Raw genomic sequence first — 14,826 nt, forward strand, 5'->3', positions numbered from 1 at the left:
TGCTCTGCTCCCCATCCTGGTCGGACTGCTGCTGGCCGCGGCGATGTCCAGGGTGCGGATCCACGGCATGACCTTCTTTCGGACCGTGCTGTTTCTCCCGCAGGTGCTGGCGATGGTCGTTGTCGCGCTGTCCTGGCGGTGGATCTACGCACCGCAGGGCCTGCTCAACAATGTTTTGGACGCGATCGGCTGGGTGCGTTGGCGCGACCCTGGTTGGGCGACTTCCAGCTCGCCCTGCCGGCGGTGGGTCTGGTCGGTACGTGGGTCGAGTTCGGCCTCTGCATGGTGCTTTTCCTGGCCGGCTGCCAAAAGATCCCGCGGGAGCTGTACGAGGCGGCCCGACTGGACGGCGCCGGCCCGTTCCGCGAGTTCCTGGCCGTCACTTTGCCCGCGCTGCGCCCGGAAATCGCGGTGGCCGCGACCCTGACCATCGTGGCCGGGCTGCGCAACTTCGACCTTGTCTACATCACCACCGGCGGCGGCCCCGGCGACGCGACCGCGGTGCCCGCCTTCGAGGTTTACCACCGTGCTTTCGAAACCGGTCAGGTTGGCTCTGCGGCCGCCGTCGGGGTAAGCCTCGCGGCGCTGATTTTCGTGCTGACCGTGGTGGTTTCCCGGGCGATCGAGGGACGGCAGTCGTGACGGGCAGATTCGAGCGGGTGATGACGTACGCGATTCTGGCGGTCTTCAGCGCGATCGATCGCGCTCGTTCCGGTGCTCGGTGTGCTGTCCACCGCCTTTTCCGACCCCCAGTCACTGAACACCGGGGGTTCGCGCTGCCCGATGGGTTGCACTGGGCCAACTTCGCGCAGGCCTGGACGCGCGGTCACTTCAGCAGCTATCTGCAGTCGTCCATCATCGTCTCGCTGACCGTGGTGATCGCCTCCGCGGTGCTGTCCACCCTCGCCGCGTACGCCTTCGGGACCATGCGTTTTCCTGGCTCCTCGGCACTTTTCTATCTCTTCCTGATCGGGCTCACCCTTCCCGAGGAAGCACTGGTCATCCCGCTCTATTACGACCTTCGAGGCTTCGGGCTCACCGACACGTACTGGGCGCTGATCCTGCCGCAGACCGCGCAGTCGATCGCCTTCGGGACCTTCTGGATGCGGGCGTTTTTCCGCGGTTCGCACGGTTCGCTGGTGGAGGCCGCTCGCATCGACGGTGCCAACAGCTGGACAACACTGTGGCGAGTGCTGGTGCCGGCCGGTCGACCAGCCATCACCACCATGGTCGTCATCACTTTCATGTGGACCTGGAACGAGTTCCTGCTGGCCCTGGTGATGGTCACCTCGGACAGCCTACGGACCGTCCCACTCGGCCTGGTCTTCTTCCAAGGCCAGCACAGCTCCGACTTCTCGCTGCTGGCCGCGGCCGCCGTCCTGGTCGCCTTGCCGGTAGTCGTCGTCTACATAGCACTCCAGCGCCGATTCATCGAAGGCATGCTTTCCGGCGCTGTCAAGGAATAGGCACCGCAGTTTCATCCACATAGCAGCATTTCGGACGCTAGGAGTCTCGGATGCGTGTGCCCAAAAGCCTGTTGACGGCTGCCCTCACCACAGCTGTCCTCCTCACCCTCGGCTTGCCCGCGGCAACAACAGCGGCGGCCAGCCCCCACCATCCCGGCCACGTCGACGTGCTCTTCATCGGGGCACACCCCGACGACGAGGCCGGCAACCTGGCCACTTTCGGTCAATGGAAGGAAAATCAGCATGTCACGACCGGTGTCATCACCGTCACCCGCGGCGAAGGTGGCGGGAACGCGGTCGGCCCCGAAGAAGGTCCGGCGCTCGGCCTGATCCGGGAAGCAGAGGAACGCAGGGCGGTCGGGATGGCCGGCATCACCGACGTGCACAACCTCGACAAGGTCGACTTCTACTACACCGTTTCGGCGCCACTGAGCGCGACGGTGTGGAACGAGCAGCAGACCTTGGAGAAGATCGTCCGGCTGGTACGGGAAATCCAGCCAAAAGTAATCGTCACGATGAACCCGTCACCGTTCCCTGGGCAACACGGCAACCATCAGGAGGCTGGCCATCTCGCCATCGACGCCTTCTACGCAGCCGCTGACCCGACGGCGTTTTCCAGCCAGCTCAGCAAAGAGCGGCTCAACACGTGGCGGACGGCGCGGATCTTCAGCGCTGGCGGCGCTGGCAGCGGCCCAGCAGGTCCCAGCTGCGCTGCGACCTTCGTCCCGACGGATCCGACCGCACAGATTTTCGGTGTCTGGACAGGCACTCAGTCTCCGGCGCACCGGAAAAGCTGGGCGCAAATCCAGCGAGACGCTTCCCGCCAGTATCTGACCCAGGGCTTTGGCACCCAGCCACCGACCGTTTCGACCGATCCCACCCAGCTGGGCTGCGAAACCTTCACCCAGATCGACTCACGGGTGCCGTACGACCCGCACAGCACCGCGACAAGCGCGATGCTGCAGGGAGCTACCCAACCGGCGCCCGGAGGATTGCCACTGGGCACCGAGTTTTCCCTGACCACATCGACCTTCCAGGTCTCCCCCGGCAGGCCTTTCACAGTCACCGCACACTTTTCTCCGCTACCGCACGCGAAAGTGAGCCTCACCTTGCCGGCCGGTTGGACCGCGACCACCACCGGGGCGACGACTTTCACCGTTACCCGCCGGCGGCAACCGCGGCTGTGAGCACCCGGGCCACCATTGGCGGCACGCTGACTTCGGGGCGTACGAGCGGAACAACCGCCCGAGCCGTCGCGGTCACCGCGGCTGTCACGGCGACCCAACAACTGCTCCCCCAGGTCGCGGATTTCCAGGCCTGGGCCACCAAAACCGGCGTTCCGCAACTGCTCGGCTTCGTCAAGCCAGTGCTCACCCTGGCCAGCGGCGGCAGCCGGCCGGTGGCGATTTCGGTGACGAACAACAGCACCAGCGTGCAGTCCGGCACGGTGACCCCGCAACTGCCGGCCGGATTCACCGCGGACGTACCGTCCAAGCCGTACGGCAACCTCGCGCCAGGCGCCACTGGCACGGTCACTTTTGCCGTACGGAACAGCGATCCGAGCCTGCCCACCGCCAACCGGGGCGGTGTCGGTGGCGACTATGACTACCCGATCACCACGTCGTCGTCCGGTGCGAGCGACACCGCACACGCCGCGCTCGAGCTCGTACCCACCACGACAATCCCGCAAGCGAGCAGCACACCCACCGTGGATGGGAGCGCCGAACCGGGTGAATATCCAGGCGCCACACTGGATCTTTCTCGCCGCTGGGAAGGTGACGCCTGTACGTCCGCGGCCGACTGTTCCGGCAGCGCACAGGTTTCGTGGTCCAATGACGCGCTGTATTTCCTCGTCCACGTCACCGACGACACGCTCGGAAAACAAGTGGACCCCACCGACTGCAAGCGGCACTGGCGGACCGACTCGGTGGAAATCACCCTGGATCCGCGCGGCACCTCGGAAAACACGTCCACCACTTTCAAGAGCGGCATCTTCCCGGTCACCAGCGGTGGCCCGGCCTGCTTTGAGCGGGACGCCGACAACCATCAGGGGCCAGGGTCCGACACCGCGCCCGGAATGCAGGTCGCCGCGAAGATTTCCAGCCCGTACAACGGCTACACCCTGGAAGTGAAGATCCCACTGGCCGACCTGCCGGCCGCGGTGGACCCGGCGCACCTCGGGATGAACATTCTCATCTATGACTCCGACACCCAGGACCTCACTGGCCAGACCCCGGCTGGCGTGGTCACCTTTCGGTGGCGTACAAGGAGATCCATATCGCTGGGGAGTGGCCACAGTGGACGGTTACACCGCACCGCCGGGCCGCCCGATCACCCCGACCCCGCCGGTGATCCCGGCCACCGCTGCCTCCAGCCTGGACTCACCGCAGTCGATCCTTCAGTCGGCCACCATCGGCGTCCCCCTGGCCGGCGGCCCGGCCGCGGCTCGCTCGCGATCCGCCCAGACCGCCTTCCTACGAAAAGACACGGTGACGGCGCTGCTGGCCCCCACCGGCGCGGGCACCGCACACATTTTCGTCTATGACCCCACGCACGGGACTCTCGCGTCGACGACGATCGCTGTTTCCGGTGCGGGCGTACGAACCGTCCGCCTCCCGGTCACGCCGGCCAAAATCACCGCGCAAACCCGTGTCCTTGTCGCCTTCGACGCCGGCACATCCGGCACCACCAGCAGCGCCCTCAGAATTTTCAGAACCTAGGGCGTGTCTCCTCATTCCAGGTGGATGAGGGTCGAGATCCAAGCGTCGTCTGCCGGTGCCGGGCGGTCGCCTTCATACCGTTGTTGTATGGGGTGATCGCCCGGTGCCGGGTAGCGTGGGGGCATGACCGACGTGATCATTCTGCATGGAGCTTGGCATCAACCCGCTCACTTCGATGCCCTTGTCGGGCTGCTGCGCTCACGAGACCTGAGCGTGGAGGTGCCTGACCTCTACGAACTTTCGCTGGACGACAGCACTGGCCTGGTCGAGGACATCGTCGCTGCCGCCAACCGGCCGCCGCTGGTGCTCGGACATTCTTTTGGTGGCGTCACCGCCGGAACGGTCAACGGTGCGCAAAAACTGATCCTGCTGGCCGGTTGGCTTCTCGATGTCGGCGAATCGCCGGCCCAGCTCATCGCCCAGGTCGCGGCGAAACCGGCGCCCCGCCGGCGGGACTTGTCGCGACGCCCGACGAAAACGGCCGGCTCCGGCTCGATGTCGCCGATGCCAGGAAGAACCTTTACGGCGACGTCGACGAACCCACCGCTCAGCGCGCGATCGAACTGCTCCGCCCGGAGCCGCCGTCCATTTTCGGGGCTACCCCGAGCCGCGTCAGTTGGCACGACACTCCGTCGCTCTATGTGGTGGGAAGCGACGACCGTGCATTGGCCGCGCCCCTTAGCAGCCGTTTCGCGGCCCGTTGCACAATTTCCGAGACCTGGGACACGAGCCACTCGCCCTACCTGAGTCATCCGGTCGCTGTCGCCGAACTGGTTCAGCGACAGCGGCAAAGGACCTAGGCCAATGTGATTTGGCTTGCCGTGTTGGACGAAGGGCCGTAGACAAAGGCGCGTACGCGATAGGTGGCGGTCTTCTCGTTCGGGAGGATCACCACCCCGCATGAGTTGATGTTCTCCTCGAGCACCTGGACGACCCGAAAATCGGCGCTGCCAGCGGGTTTCACCTCCACCAAATAGCCGGACTCGTCGCTGGCGCGGTCCGTCCAGGTGAGCTTGATGCCGTTCGCGTTCATCACGGTGGCCTTCAGATCCGTCGGCGCGCCGCCGCCCTGGACCGACCGAGGGGCCACCGCTGGCTGCCGCACGGTCCGTGGCTCGGCCCAGATGTGGTCCTGGGCTTGGGTTTTGTCGTCGTAGTCACCCGGCGGGAGCGTACGAGTGATCGCCGCGGTGGTCGGCCCCCGTAGTACGGCACAACGCGATAGTAAAAAAACGCCGTCTGCGGGATGAGGTCCCGATGGTCGTACGACATTTGGCCGGGTGGCAGGAAACCCAGGATCGTGTACGGGCCGGCCGCCGCGTTCGCGAACTCGACAATGCGGCCGGCCGGGGTCGGACCACGGTCGCGCCAAGCCAGCTTGATGTCGACGGGCGGGACCAAAGTGGCGGTGAGCGACACTTTCGGTGCGGTGGTGGCCGTGTCGGCGCAGCCCGCCGTCACGGCCACCACCAGCACGAGGGCGACTGCCCAGAGTCGAGTCATGTCTTACTACTGGTAGGCAAAAGCCAGGTTGCTCCACACCACGGTGATGGGTCCACTGCCGCTGGAAGTGCGGTAGGCACCGACCTTGTCGTAGTAATTGCCACCATCGGGCGCCGACTCGGTGAACTTCAACGATCCGTTGATGTAAACCTGAAGTTTGCTGCCCACCGTGTGAATCGTCTGCACCGCGACTGTGGTTCCCACGGTGGCGCCAGAAGCGACCGTGGCACCACCCTCCACGGAGTAGAGTCGGCCGCCGTTTTCCACCGCCAGCAGAAAGAACGGCCCAACATCGTCGTGGAAGGTCTGTTTCAGGCTGATCCGCGAACCACCCATGCTGGTGATCCGGAAGGAGCCCTGGAACCGGCGTTGGCCGCTGGAATAGTCGACATACCGCCGCTCGGCGCGATCGTATCCGCTGGTCGACGTGCAGCTGAGGTGGAAGGTCAGGCCGCTGACCGTGCCACAGCCCTGCTGCTGGACCGTGTACGACGGCGAATAGGTCGCCAGGCAGGCAGGTGCGCCGCCGCCGCGGCGGCGGCTGGCGCGACCACCAGAACCAGACCAAAAGCCATCATGCACGCGACCACTGCGCGTTGCTTCACCGACATTCGTTCCTCCTTGAGCCCAGTAATGTTCACTTACGTGAATGGCTTCGCAGATAAGAACGTGTTCAATGGAGCATTAAGCTACTTGTGGCATATGCCTCTGTCAACGCCCAATAACCGCGTACGAGCGCTCGACCACCAGATCCCAGTCCGGCACGGTCGCTTCCGGGTCGGTGAAGGAGTCAAATCTTGTCGTCTGTTGGAAAGCCGGCAGTTGGTAGAGCTCGCGCGCGTACGCCCAAAGATGCGGATATTCCGGCAGTCCCGGGTTGATCGTACGAGCTGCGTTCGCGCCGGCGTCGTACCGAACCAGCGTCACCCACAGCCGGATGTCCGCTTCGGTGAGCTGGGATCCCAGCAGGTAGCGCGATTTCGCCAAGCGCGCGTCGAGTTCCGCGTACGCGTCAAGCAAAATCGTACGAGCGGCCGGGTCTGTGAGCGCCGCGCCAACGTTCTTGTTCACCGCTGGCCCGAGCCAGCGATCTAATTCCTCGATTTGTTCGCGAAGCGACTCCGGATAGGTTTCGACGCCATTCGACCACTGCCCGAACTGGGTGGCGAAGTCGACGCCGATCGTGGCGAAATTGTTGCTGACAAGGCGATTCGTGCGCCGGTCCCACAGCGCCGGCACTGAGACGTGCCCGTCGAAACCGGGTTCGGTCGCCTCGTACGCCTGCCGGAGCAGGGTGAATCCGTTGACTGGATCGGGGCCGTGCTTTTCCCGGAAGGCCCATCCCCGGGCGTCCCGCTCATCGTCCACATAGGACACGCTGACCACGTCCCGCAGGCCGAGCAGGGCCAACTCGATGGTGGTGCGCTGCGCCCAGGGACAAAACCAGCCGGCGTAGAGGTGATAGCGGCCCGGCTCGGCGGCGAAGCCGCTGGAGCCGTCGGCGGTGATGCGGCCGGTGAAGCGATACAACGGCCGGGCGCCACCAGGCGGCACGCGGTATTCCCCGTAAGTGGCGACATCGACCGGACTCGCGAACCCAGGCACGCCGTTCCCCTCCCAGTTGGGACCCCACCGACCACAACCCGGCCGACCAGCGCGGCTATTCCGGATCGCTACCACGATCGCGCGCCGACACCGCCGCCGCGGGTCCGACGCGCCGGCCGCTACCGAAGTCGCGGCGAGCGGGAACCACTTCACCCACCAGCGCCGGTCATCGGCAAGACTGGTGGGACCGTACGCACGCGCAGAGAAAGCGAGAACCATGGGAGACCGGCGCATCGGCCTGGTGGTGCACGAGGGCCGCGAGGCGGCGGTGGATGCCGCCCACCTGGTGCATGCGTGGGCGAAGAAGAACGCCATCGAGGTCATCGAGATCGACGTGTGGCGCCTGGACAACGGCCATCGGCCGCGCCGCAACGCGAAGGACGAGGTCGAGGCGGCAGGGCATCCGTCGCTGATCGTGACCATCGGCGGCGACGGGACGTTCCTGCGTGGCGTACGGGTGGCGGCGTCCGACGACGTGCCGGTGCTCGGCGTGAACGTCGGGCGGGTCGGGTTCCTGACCGAGGTCGAACCCGCCGAGATCGAGTCGGCGCTGGAGGCGTTCTTCTCCGGGAGCGCGCGCATGGATGAGCGCATGATGCTCACCATGCGAGCGTCGCGGCCGCTGGAGATCCCGGACGGGATTCAGGCGTTGCTGCAGTACGGGCGGGGTCCACTGCTGCCTCCGCCGCCGCGCCGGATGGTCAGCCAGGACAACGTCAGCCAGGACCAGGCCGCGGGCATGGAACTGGACGTGACCGCGCTGAACGACGTGGTCTTCGAGAAGCTCGCGAGGGACCGGCAGGCGAGCCTCGCGGTCTACCTCGGCGAGTCGGTTTTCGCGTCGTACTCGGCGGACGCGCTGATCGTGGCGAGCCCGACCGGCTCCACGGCGTACAACCTCTCTCGGCCGGCGGGCCGGTGCTGTCGCCGAGGCTGAAGGGTCTGGTGTTTACCCCGGTGGCGCCGCACATGATCTTCAACCGCAGTGTCGTGCTGGCGGCCGGCGAAGCCGCTTCGGTACGCGTGCTGGACCGCTCCGGCCAGGTCGCGGTGAGCGTCGACGGGCAGCTGCGCGGCGTGCTGGACCCGGGCGACTGGGTGACCGTCCATCCCGCCGAGCACCCGGCCCGGTTGGTACGCCTGCGCCCATCCGACTTCTACCAGCGGCTGCGCAACCGGTTCTCGCTGGCGGACGCACCGGCGGCGCTGGCCGACGGCGGCGAACCGGCCGGCTGCCCACCGCCCGCCGACATGTACTAGGCCCGACGTTTCAGGGCGAAATTGCCCCCATTTCGGACCTACAACGTCACCCTCGCGAGGGGTTTACATCGCGAAAGCGGGCCGGAAGCCGATCGTCATCGCGCCGCGGCGATGCCGGCCGGTGGTGTGTCGATGCTTGCCGGCCGGCGCGGCGATGCCGCCGGGCCGCCGGATGCGGACGAACATGGCCGCCGCGCCGATGCCGACCATCGCCGAGACACACGCTCGCCGGCGCGACCACCGGGTCGGCGACCAGCGCATGATGCGAGGCGACGCCGACCACGGCGCTGGTGTTGGCGTCCGCGACGACCGTGTGCTCGACCAGCGACTGGCTCTTGGCTGGGCCAGTGACCGGTGGCACCACGGTGGGCGCTGGCAGGTTCGGCCGGGAGTCGTGCACTCTCCAGGCGCCGGTGGAGAACGGCTCCGGCAGGCCCTTCACGCCGGTGCCGGTGCCCCACTCGGTGATCACGTACGTGACCTGGATGTGGCCCGGCCCGAAGCCGTCGACCAGGTGCGTCTCGGTGTTCCAGTGGCCGCCGGTGAGCTGCGCGTACGTCTCGCCGTCAATGTCCAGCATGATGCCGTGGTCGGACGGGAAACCGGGGCCGCGGTCACCGATCATGAAGTCGGCACACGACGCCCGTTGTAGAGCACGTATCCCTGGGTGCCCAGCGGCCAGCTCGGGCTCGCGAAGATGCCCTTGTGCATGCCCTGCCCGCCGGCGGGGTTGCCGGTGTCGCCGGAAAGGCCGGAGCCGTCGTCCCAGAAGTACGACGCCATTGTCGAGCCCTGCAGGCAGGTGCTGGGTGGTGGAGTGGTGTCAGGCACGGCGTTAACCCACTACCCGCACGTCACCATCCGGATCCGGGGTCGGTCGCACGGCGGCCAGCGACGCTGGCCGACGGACGTGTTCGGGGCATGACCAAGAGCATGGAACAGCACCACGCGGTGCTCCTCTCCTTCGGCTGCCTACCGGGTTAGCTGACGGGTTCGGGCCAGGAGACGCCCTACCGCAGCGCGCGAACGCACTGCCGATTCACCCCAAGGACCTGGGTCCCCGGCTCCCTCCGAAGAGGGATTCGGCGGTCGTCGGGCTGCCTTCCTGGTGAAGCGCAGGTAAACCGAACGAACGCTAAGGACTCTAACCGGACCCCCGACGGATCCTTCGCGGGGTCAGCATAATCACAACCGTGTCGTTACCATTCAGTGCGTACCCCGGAAAACCGGCATGCCTATCGTGCCTGGTCAGAGCCTGAAATCACGCTTCGCGCCGAGGCTGTGACAGCGACCGCATGGGGGCAATTCCAGCCGCGCATGCTCCGGCGTGCCAAGGTGGGACGTAGGACACGACCGGGGAGAGACTGGATGCTGTACGTGGCATTGGCATGCCGGCTGCTGATCGGCGTGGTTTTCGTTGCCTCGGCGGCGACCAAGCTGGTCGGAACATCGGCATTCGGGGATTTTGTCGCGTCTGTCCGGCAGATGCGGGTGTTGCCCAGGGCTTGGTCGCGACCGGTCGCCCTGGCGGTGGTGATCGCCGAAGTCCTGACCGTGGTGCTGGTCGCGATCCCGCTCGCGGCCTCGGCGATGGCTGGTTTCGGCCTGGGGGCAGCCCTGTTGGCCGCCTTCGCGTCGGTCGGCATCGTGATCAGCGTGCGAAAAGGCGAGCGCACCCCGTGCCGCTGCTTCGGGAAATCCACCACGCCGCTCGGGCCGCTTCATGTCGTACGCAACGTTTTCCTGATCTGCGTGGCGTTGCTGGGTGCCGCTGGGGCACTCTCGACCGGCAGTCTTGACCTGGGTGCCGCCGCGGTCGCCGCGGTCGCCGGCCTGGTGGTGGGCGGCCTGGTCATCGTGCTGGACGACATCGTCGACCTGTTCCGGCCGGTCAAGCCAACCCCTGCTCGTTAGGGAAAACGCACGTACTCGTAGTCGAATGGCTGGCCGTTGATGCCGTTGCGGGGTGGCGCGATCCAGGCGGCGATCTTGCCGCGCTCGTGCACCGGCCGCATCAGGGATCGTACGTGCGTCTTGTCCACCTCGGTCGGCAGCCAACTGCCCTTGCGCAGTGCCCATTCGTCGGTGGAAATCTTCTCGCCGTCCGGGGTCGCCTCGATGCCGGAGAAGGCGCCGACCTTGCGGTTGAAGGCCTGGTGCGGGAGCTTGAGTCGGTGCGAAAGCCCGGCGCTGTCCAGAATCTTGTTCCAGCGGTTGACCCCGCTTTGGCAGTCCGAGACATATTCGCGCCGCAGGTCGGCGTTTAGCCCCACCAGCGCGGAAACCTCGGCCTGCCCGATCTCGCCGTCCGGGTCGAGCGCGTCGACCATGATCGACTCCTCAGTGAGCCGGTGGTCGTCCTTGCGACGGTCCTCCATCCAGCGGCCCTTCAAACCCGCGGTGAAGTAGTTCGCCACGTTGGTGGAGGTCTCGCCGCCGAACAGGTCCAGCGAGACGCTGTAGTGGAAGTTCAGATATTTCTGGATGACTTTCAACGGAATCCCACCGAAGGACGCGATCTCCTCGGTGTCATTCTCCTTCATCAGCTGGACCGTACGCTCCACCACCCGGTCGATGCCGGTGGTGCCGACCATCATGTGGTGCGCTTCTTCCTTGAGCATGAACTCGCACGTACGGGACAATGGGTCGAAGGCGCTTTCCTTGAGCGTACCGAGCTGGTATTTGCCGTCCCGGTCAGTGAAATACGTGAACATGAAAAAGGACAGCCAGTCCGGCGTCTCCTCGTTGAAAGCGCTGAGGATGCGCGGCGCGTCCTCGCTGCCGGAGTTGCGGTGCAGCAGCTCTTCGGCCTCTTCCCGGCCTTCCCGGCCAAAATACGCGTGCAGGAGGTAGACCATCGCCCACAGGTGCCGGCCTTCCTCCACATTCACCTGGAAAAGGTTGCGCAGGTCGTAGAGGCTTGGCGCGGTGGCTCCGAGGTTTCGCTGCTGCTCCACCGAAGCTGGCTCGGTGTCGCCCTGGATGACGATCAGCCGCTGCAGCTCGGCCCGATACTCCCCCGGGACCTTCTGCCAGACCGGCTCGGTCCTGTGTTCCCCGAAGCCGATCCGCCGGTCCGCGTCGCGCTCGGCCAGGAAGATCCCCCAGCGGTAGTCCTTCATCGCCACATGACCGAAATTCGCCCAGCCCTGCCGGCCGACGTTGATCGCCGTCCGCAGGTAAACGTCGTGGGTGGGCAGGGTCGGGCCCATCGATTCCCACCAGCTGAGGAAGTTCGGCTGCCAGGACTCCAACGCGCGCTGCAGCCGACGGTCCTCATGCAGCTCGACGTTGTTGGGGATTTTCTCCGAATAATCTGCCCTGTCCGGCATGCTCAGACCCGTTTCCTGTCGAATTCCGCGCGTTGCCCGGTGCCGAACTTGCGAAGCGCCCCATACTCGCCGGACGCGTTCGGCCGTACGAAGATCCAGTTCTGCCAGGCCGTCAGCCGGCCGAAAATCTTGGTCTCCAACGTTTCCGGTCCGGTGAAACGATAGTTCGCCTCCAGGCCGGTCAGCGCGTCCGGACTGAAACTGCCCCGTTCCTCCACCGCGATCCGCACCTCGTCGTCCCAGTCGATGTCGTCCGGCGCGAAGGTCACCAACCCGAGCTCGGCGGCCGCGTCGGCCCGCAGCGGCTTGTCCATTTCCCCGCGAGCGGCTTCCAGCGCCGGCTCGTCACCGTAGAATCGCGTCTGTACGCGGGAAAGTCCGTTGCCCATCGGCAGCACGCCGAAGTTCATCTCGGTCAGGTGCAGTGCGGCCGGCTCGGCATCGGGGTCGATGTCCTCGAAAACCCCGAAAAGCTGGTATGACCGGTCGGCGGCCAGCGCGAGTTCGAGCAGGGAGCCAGCGAAACAACTGCCCGGGTCGATCAGGGCCAGCAGGCTGCGGCTGGTGACGTCCAGCCTTTTGAGCGTACGTTTCAAATAATGCAGGATCTCGTTGACCAGCCAGTCGTCCCGGTTCGCGAGCAGCAGCCGATCGTACGCCAGCACCTTGTCGCTTTCCCCGCGAGTCTTCAAAATCCACGTGCCGGCGCTGAGTTCGTTGGTCCGCAGGTCCAGAATCAGGTCGTCAACCTCGCGGGTGACCGCCAACGTCCAGAAATCCGCGCCCTGCGCTCGTACGCCAGCAACATCGGTTGGTGCGTCCGCGGTGGGGCCGGCGACGGTGATCTCGACCGTACCGGCTTCCCGGTCCAGCACCGCCGTCACGTGCTCGTACGAGATCCGGTCGTCCTCTCGCTGCTTTTCCAGCGGACTGAGCGAAATTCCGGTCGCGTCCGTCGGCCGACCAGAGCGCTCGGCCAGTTCCAGAGCGCGAGCGGCCACCGCCTGCAGCCACTTCGGCCGCGGCACGACTTCGTCGACGAGCCGCCACTGGACAGCCTTCTTGCCGCCAATTCCCTCCGAACGGGTGGAAAAGTAGTCGGCGAGGTCACGCCGCACGTGCCGCTTGTCGACGACCCTCGTCAGGCCACCGGTGCCCGGCAACACGCCCAGCAACGGCAACTCCGGCAACGAAACCGTGGACGAGCGGTCATCGATCAGCATCAGATGCTCGCAGGCCAACGCGATCTCGTACCCGCCACCGGACGCGGTGCCGTTCAAGGCCGCCACATATGTCTGTCGGATTTCGCCGTCGCGTCCTCAATGCCATTGCGGGTTTCGTTGGTGAACTTGCAGAAGTTGACCTTCCAGGGGGGGTGCGGCGAAGCGGCCAGCATCCGAATGTTGGCACCCGCGCAGAAAATCTTCTCCTTGCCGCTGGTGATCACCACCGTACGCACCTCGGGGTGCTCGAACCGGAGCCGTTGCACGGCGTCGTAAAGCTCAATGTCGACGCCCAGGTCGTACGAGTTCAGCTTCAACTCGTAGCCGGGGCGCAGGCCGCCCTGCTCGTCCACGTCCATGGTCAGCGTCGCCACCGGCCCGTCGGTGGCGATCTTCCAGTGCCGGTAGTCGACCGGCCGGACCCGGAACTCGACGCGGGCTGTTGCGGTCACGCCAGGGTGGATCGATGTCATAGTCGACTCCGCAGTGTTCACCCGGATCCTCCCAGCGACCGATGCTCTCATGTTCTACAACTCCATGTGAGCCTGTCAAGTTCTTGTAGAATATCGCAACTGGTGATGACCGACCACTCACCGTCAGGAAGAATTGGCCACTACGGCAAATCAGACGAAGGACGCGATGACCATCAGCGACCCGGCACCGGGCGAGCGGGCCCCCACGCTGTCCCGTCGGCACGCCGCCGGCGCGTCCGCGCGCGCGCGGCCTGCTGTTCACCGTGTTGGGCGAGTTCGCGCTGGTAGCCGAGCGGACCGCCTGGACTTCAGCGTTGATCGAGGTGCTGGGGCAGCTCGGGGTGGACGAGAAGGCCACCCGACAGGCGCTGATGCGAACGGCCGCGGACGGCTGGCTGCGCGCTGAGCGAATCGGCCGGCGCACCTTGTGGCATCTGACACCGAACGCGGAGCGGCTGCTCACCGATGGCGCGCAGCGGATTTACTCCTTCACCGGCCCGGCGCAGGGCTGGGACGGCACCTGGCTGCTGGTGTCCGTACGAGTGCCGGAAAGCGACCGGCGAGCCCGGCACCTTCTTCGTACCCGCCTCAGCTGGGCCGGTTTCGGGTCGCTCGGCGCCGGCCTCTGGATCAGTACGCATCCAGAGCGCGAGGCCGAGGTCGCCGAGGTGCTGCGCGAGGCCCGGATCGCCGACGACGCGCACGTTTTCATCGCGACCCGGCCGGGCATCGGGGACGTACGGGCGATGGTCCAGCAGGCCTGGGACCTGGTCGCCGTGGAAGAGCAGTACGAGGACTTCATCGCCGAGTTCTCCGACCCGGCCCGCAAGAACGCGTTGATCGACCAGATCGAGCTCGTCCACGCTTGGCGGCGGTTTCCGGCAATCGACCCTGCCCTGCCCCGCGAGCTGCTGCCCAGCCGCTGGTCCGGCGTCAAGGCCGCCACCCTGTTCGGCCAGCAACACACCGCCTGGGCGCCCGCCGCACGTACGGCCTGGGAAGCCCTCAACCCACCGCGGACCTGACGTTTCACTGCCGACAGCAGCGAGAACGTCAGGTTCGCGGAGGTTCGGTCAGCCCGCCTTGGAAGCGGTCAGGTCGAACGAGCCAGCCAGCCTGGTCGCCGACCAGGTCCGGCCGCCGTCGGAAGACTTGGCGAGCCAGTAGTCGGCCGGCAGACCCGGGCTGCCGAGCCCGGGTGCGCGATAATCATTTCCGCCCATTTGCCGCGCAGAGACGAACAG

General features: G+C 66.1%; 20 protein-coding genes and 1 riboswitch. Of the genes, 10 read left to right on the forward strand and 10 right to left on the reverse strand.

The window, feature by feature from the left end; all coding sequences use genetic code 11:
- The first annotated feature begins 243 nt into the window (after positions 1 to 243).
- The 6 genes from GNX96_RS53710 to GNX96_RS64305 all read left to right on the forward strand — a co-directional run bounded on the left by GNX96_RS53710 (position 244) and on the right by GNX96_RS64305 (position 4,933).
- Positions 244 to 642 carry a carbohydrate ABC transporter permease gene (locus GNX96_RS53710; RefSeq protein ID WP_279581042.1) on the forward strand — a complete coding sequence of 133 codons (399 nt, stop codon included), beginning with the start codon at positions 244 to 246 and terminating at the stop codon, positions 640 to 642.
- A complete protein-coding gene (locus GNX96_RS20780; protein ID WP_279580984.1) occupies positions 639 to 1,466 on the forward strand; it encodes a carbohydrate ABC transporter permease in 828 nt (275 codons plus the stop codon). Before GNX96_RS53710 ends, GNX96_RS20780 begins: the two co-directional genes overlap by 4 nt.
- Before the next feature lie 50 nt (positions 1,467 to 1,516).
- Positions 1,517 to 2,653, forward strand: coding sequence for a PIG-L family deacetylase (locus GNX96_RS20785; protein WP_163569354.1), 1,137 nt, complete (start codon positions 1,517 to 1,519; stop codon positions 2,651 to 2,653).
- Entirely contained in the window at positions 2,650 to 4,011 is a 1,362-nt protein-coding gene (locus GNX96_RS20790; RefSeq protein WP_279580985.1) for a sugar-binding protein, read from the forward strand. Before GNX96_RS20785 ends, GNX96_RS20790 begins: the two co-directional genes overlap by 4 nt.
- Positions 3,956 to 4,186 (forward strand): hypothetical protein, encoded by a 231-nt coding sequence (locus tag GNX96_RS20795; RefSeq protein ID WP_163569356.1) that lies wholly within the window; start codon positions 3,956 to 3,958, stop codon positions 4,184 to 4,186. The genes GNX96_RS20790 and GNX96_RS20795 overlap by 56 nt, the downstream gene beginning before the upstream one ends.
- A gap of 123 nt (positions 4,187 to 4,309) precedes the next feature.
- Positions 4,310 to 4,933: an alpha/beta fold hydrolase gene (locus tag GNX96_RS64305; protein WP_163569357.1), complete on the forward strand. Its 624-nt coding sequence runs from the start codon at positions 4,310 to 4,312 to the stop codon at positions 4,931 to 4,933.
- A 49-nt stretch (positions 4,934 to 4,982) separates the two neighbouring features.
- Here GNX96_RS64305 and GNX96_RS20805 read toward each other — a convergent pair whose 3' ends face one another.
- From GNX96_RS20805 to GNX96_RS20820, 4 genes are all read right to left on the reverse strand, one after another.
- Positions 4,983 to 5,219 carry a fibronectin type III domain-containing protein gene (locus GNX96_RS20805; RefSeq protein WP_163569358.1) on the reverse strand — a complete coding sequence of 79 codons (237 nt, stop codon included), beginning with the start codon at positions 5,217 to 5,219 and terminating at the stop codon, positions 4,983 to 4,985.
- 11 nt (positions 5,220 to 5,230) lie between these two features.
- Positions 5,231 to 5,653, reverse strand: coding sequence for a hypothetical protein (locus GNX96_RS20810; protein ID WP_279580987.1), 423 nt, complete (start codon positions 5,651 to 5,653; stop codon positions 5,231 to 5,233).
- 42 nt (positions 5,654 to 5,695) lie between these two features.
- Complete coding sequence (locus GNX96_RS20815) at positions 5,696 to 6,271, reverse strand: hypothetical protein (RefSeq protein ID WP_279580988.1); 576 nt, start codon at positions 6,269 to 6,271, stop codon at positions 5,696 to 5,698.
- Positions 6,272 to 6,400: 129 nt separating this feature from the next.
- A complete protein-coding gene (locus GNX96_RS20820) occupies positions 6,401 to 7,294 on the reverse strand; it encodes a glutathione S-transferase C-terminal domain-containing protein (protein WP_279580989.1) in 894 nt (297 codons plus the stop codon).
- A gap of 217 nt (positions 7,295 to 7,511) precedes the next feature.
- Here GNX96_RS20820 and GNX96_RS20825 point away from each other — a divergent pair, with 217 nt between their 5' ends.
- Positions 7,512 to 8,231 (forward strand): NAD(+)/NADH kinase, encoded by a 720-nt coding sequence (locus tag GNX96_RS20825; protein ID WP_279580990.1) that lies wholly within the window; start codon positions 7,512 to 7,514, stop codon positions 8,229 to 8,231.
- Positions 8,213 to 8,554, forward strand: a complete 342-nt coding sequence (locus tag GNX96_RS53720) for an NAD(+)/NADH kinase (RefSeq protein WP_279580991.1) — start codon at positions 8,213 to 8,215, stop codon at positions 8,552 to 8,554. The genes GNX96_RS20825 and GNX96_RS53720 overlap by 19 nt, the downstream gene beginning before the upstream one ends.
- 46 nt (positions 8,555 to 8,600) lie before the next feature.
- Here the strand turns inward: GNX96_RS53720 and GNX96_RS20830 are convergent, their stop codons facing one another.
- Together GNX96_RS20830 and GNX96_RS20835 are read right to left on the reverse strand one after the other, a co-directional pair.
- Complete coding sequence (locus tag GNX96_RS20830; protein WP_163569361.1) at positions 8,601 to 9,179, reverse strand: hypothetical protein; 579 nt, start codon at positions 9,177 to 9,179, stop codon at positions 8,601 to 8,603.
- Positions 9,176 to 9,385, reverse strand: a complete 210-nt coding sequence (locus GNX96_RS20835) for a hypothetical protein (protein WP_163569362.1) — start codon at positions 9,383 to 9,385, stop codon at positions 9,176 to 9,178. Before GNX96_RS20835 ends, GNX96_RS20830 begins: the two co-directional genes overlap by 4 nt.
- 123 nt (positions 9,386 to 9,508) lie before the next feature.
- Positions 9,509 to 9,652: riboswitch (cyclic di-AMP (ydaO/yuaA leader) on the reverse strand.
- A gap of 270 nt (positions 9,653 to 9,922) precedes the next feature.
- Here GNX96_RS20835 and GNX96_RS20840 point away from each other — a divergent pair.
- Positions 9,923 to 10,468, forward strand: coding sequence for a MauE/DoxX family redox-associated membrane protein (locus tag GNX96_RS20840; RefSeq protein ID WP_163569363.1), 546 nt, complete (start codon positions 9,923 to 9,925; stop codon positions 10,466 to 10,468).
- Here the strand turns inward: GNX96_RS20840 and boxB are convergent.
- From boxB to GNX96_RS53725, 3 genes are read right to left on the reverse strand one after another with little or no spacing between them, the layout of a single operon-like run.
- A complete protein-coding gene (gene boxB, locus GNX96_RS20845; RefSeq protein ID WP_163569364.1) occupies positions 10,465 to 11,886 on the reverse strand; it encodes a benzoyl-CoA 2,3-epoxidase subunit BoxB in 1,422 nt (473 codons plus the stop codon). The genes GNX96_RS20840 and boxB overlap by 4 nt on opposite strands.
- 2 nt (positions 11,887 to 11,888) lie before the next feature.
- Positions 11,889 to 13,166 carry an enoyl-CoA hydratase-related protein gene (locus GNX96_RS20850; RefSeq protein ID WP_279580992.1) on the reverse strand — a complete coding sequence of 426 codons (1,278 nt, stop codon included), beginning with the start codon at positions 13,164 to 13,166 and terminating at the stop codon, positions 11,889 to 11,891.
- Positions 13,163 to 13,603 carry an enoyl-CoA hydratase/isomerase family protein gene (locus GNX96_RS53725; RefSeq protein WP_279580993.1) on the reverse strand — a complete coding sequence of 147 codons (441 nt, stop codon included), beginning with the start codon at positions 13,601 to 13,603 and terminating at the stop codon, positions 13,163 to 13,165. The genes GNX96_RS20850 and GNX96_RS53725 overlap by 4 nt, the downstream gene beginning before the upstream one ends.
- Positions 13,604 to 13,833: 230 nt before the next feature.
- Between GNX96_RS53725 and GNX96_RS20855 the strand changes: the two genes are divergently transcribed.
- Positions 13,834 to 14,607 carry a PaaX family transcriptional regulator C-terminal domain-containing protein gene (locus tag GNX96_RS20855; RefSeq protein WP_163569408.1) on the forward strand — a complete coding sequence of 258 codons (774 nt, stop codon included), beginning with the start codon at positions 13,834 to 13,836 and terminating at the stop codon, positions 14,605 to 14,607.
- A 48-nt stretch (positions 14,608 to 14,655) separates the two neighbouring features.
- Here the strand turns inward: GNX96_RS20855 and GNX96_RS20860 are convergent, their stop codons facing one another.
- Entirely contained in the window at positions 14,656 to 14,805 is a 150-nt protein-coding gene (locus GNX96_RS20860; RefSeq protein ID WP_163569365.1) for a hypothetical protein, read from the reverse strand.
- Positions 14,806 to 14,826: the final 21 nt, after the last annotated feature.

The organism is Fodinicola feengrottensis (assembly GCF_010993775.1).
Lineage (GTDB): Bacteria > Actinomycetota > Actinomycetes > Mycobacteriales > HKI-0501 > Fodinicola > Fodinicola feengrottensis.

Coding starts and splice junctions, on each gene's coding strand:
- GNX96_RS20825 (WP_279580990.1), top strand. CDS start 7,512: ATGGGAGACCGGCGCATCGGCCTGGTGGTGCACGAGGGCCGCGAGGCG.
- GNX96_RS64305 (WP_163569357.1), top strand. CDS start 4,310: ATGACCGACGTGATCATTCTGCATGGAGCTTGGCATCAACCCGCTCAC.
- GNX96_RS20785 (WP_163569354.1), top strand. CDS start 1,517: ATGCGTGTGCCCAAAAGCCTGTTGACGGCTGCCCTCACCACAGCTGTC.
- GNX96_RS20860 (WP_163569365.1), bottom strand. CDS start 14,805: ATGGGCGGAAATGATTATCGCGCACCCGGGCTCGGCAGCCCGGGTCTG.
- GNX96_RS20830 (WP_163569361.1), bottom strand. CDS start 9,179: ATGATCGGTGACCGCGGCCCCGGTTTCCCGTCCGACCACGGCATCATG.
- GNX96_RS20840 (WP_163569363.1), top strand. CDS start 9,923: ATGCTGTACGTGGCATTGGCATGCCGGCTGCTGATCGGCGTGGTTTTC.
- boxB (WP_163569364.1), bottom strand. CDS start 11,886: ATGCCGGACAGGGCAGATTATTCGGAGAAAATCCCCAACAACGTCGAG.
- GNX96_RS20805 (WP_163569358.1), bottom strand. CDS start 5,219: ATGAACGCGAACGGCATCAAGCTCACCTGGACGGACCGCGCCAGCGAC.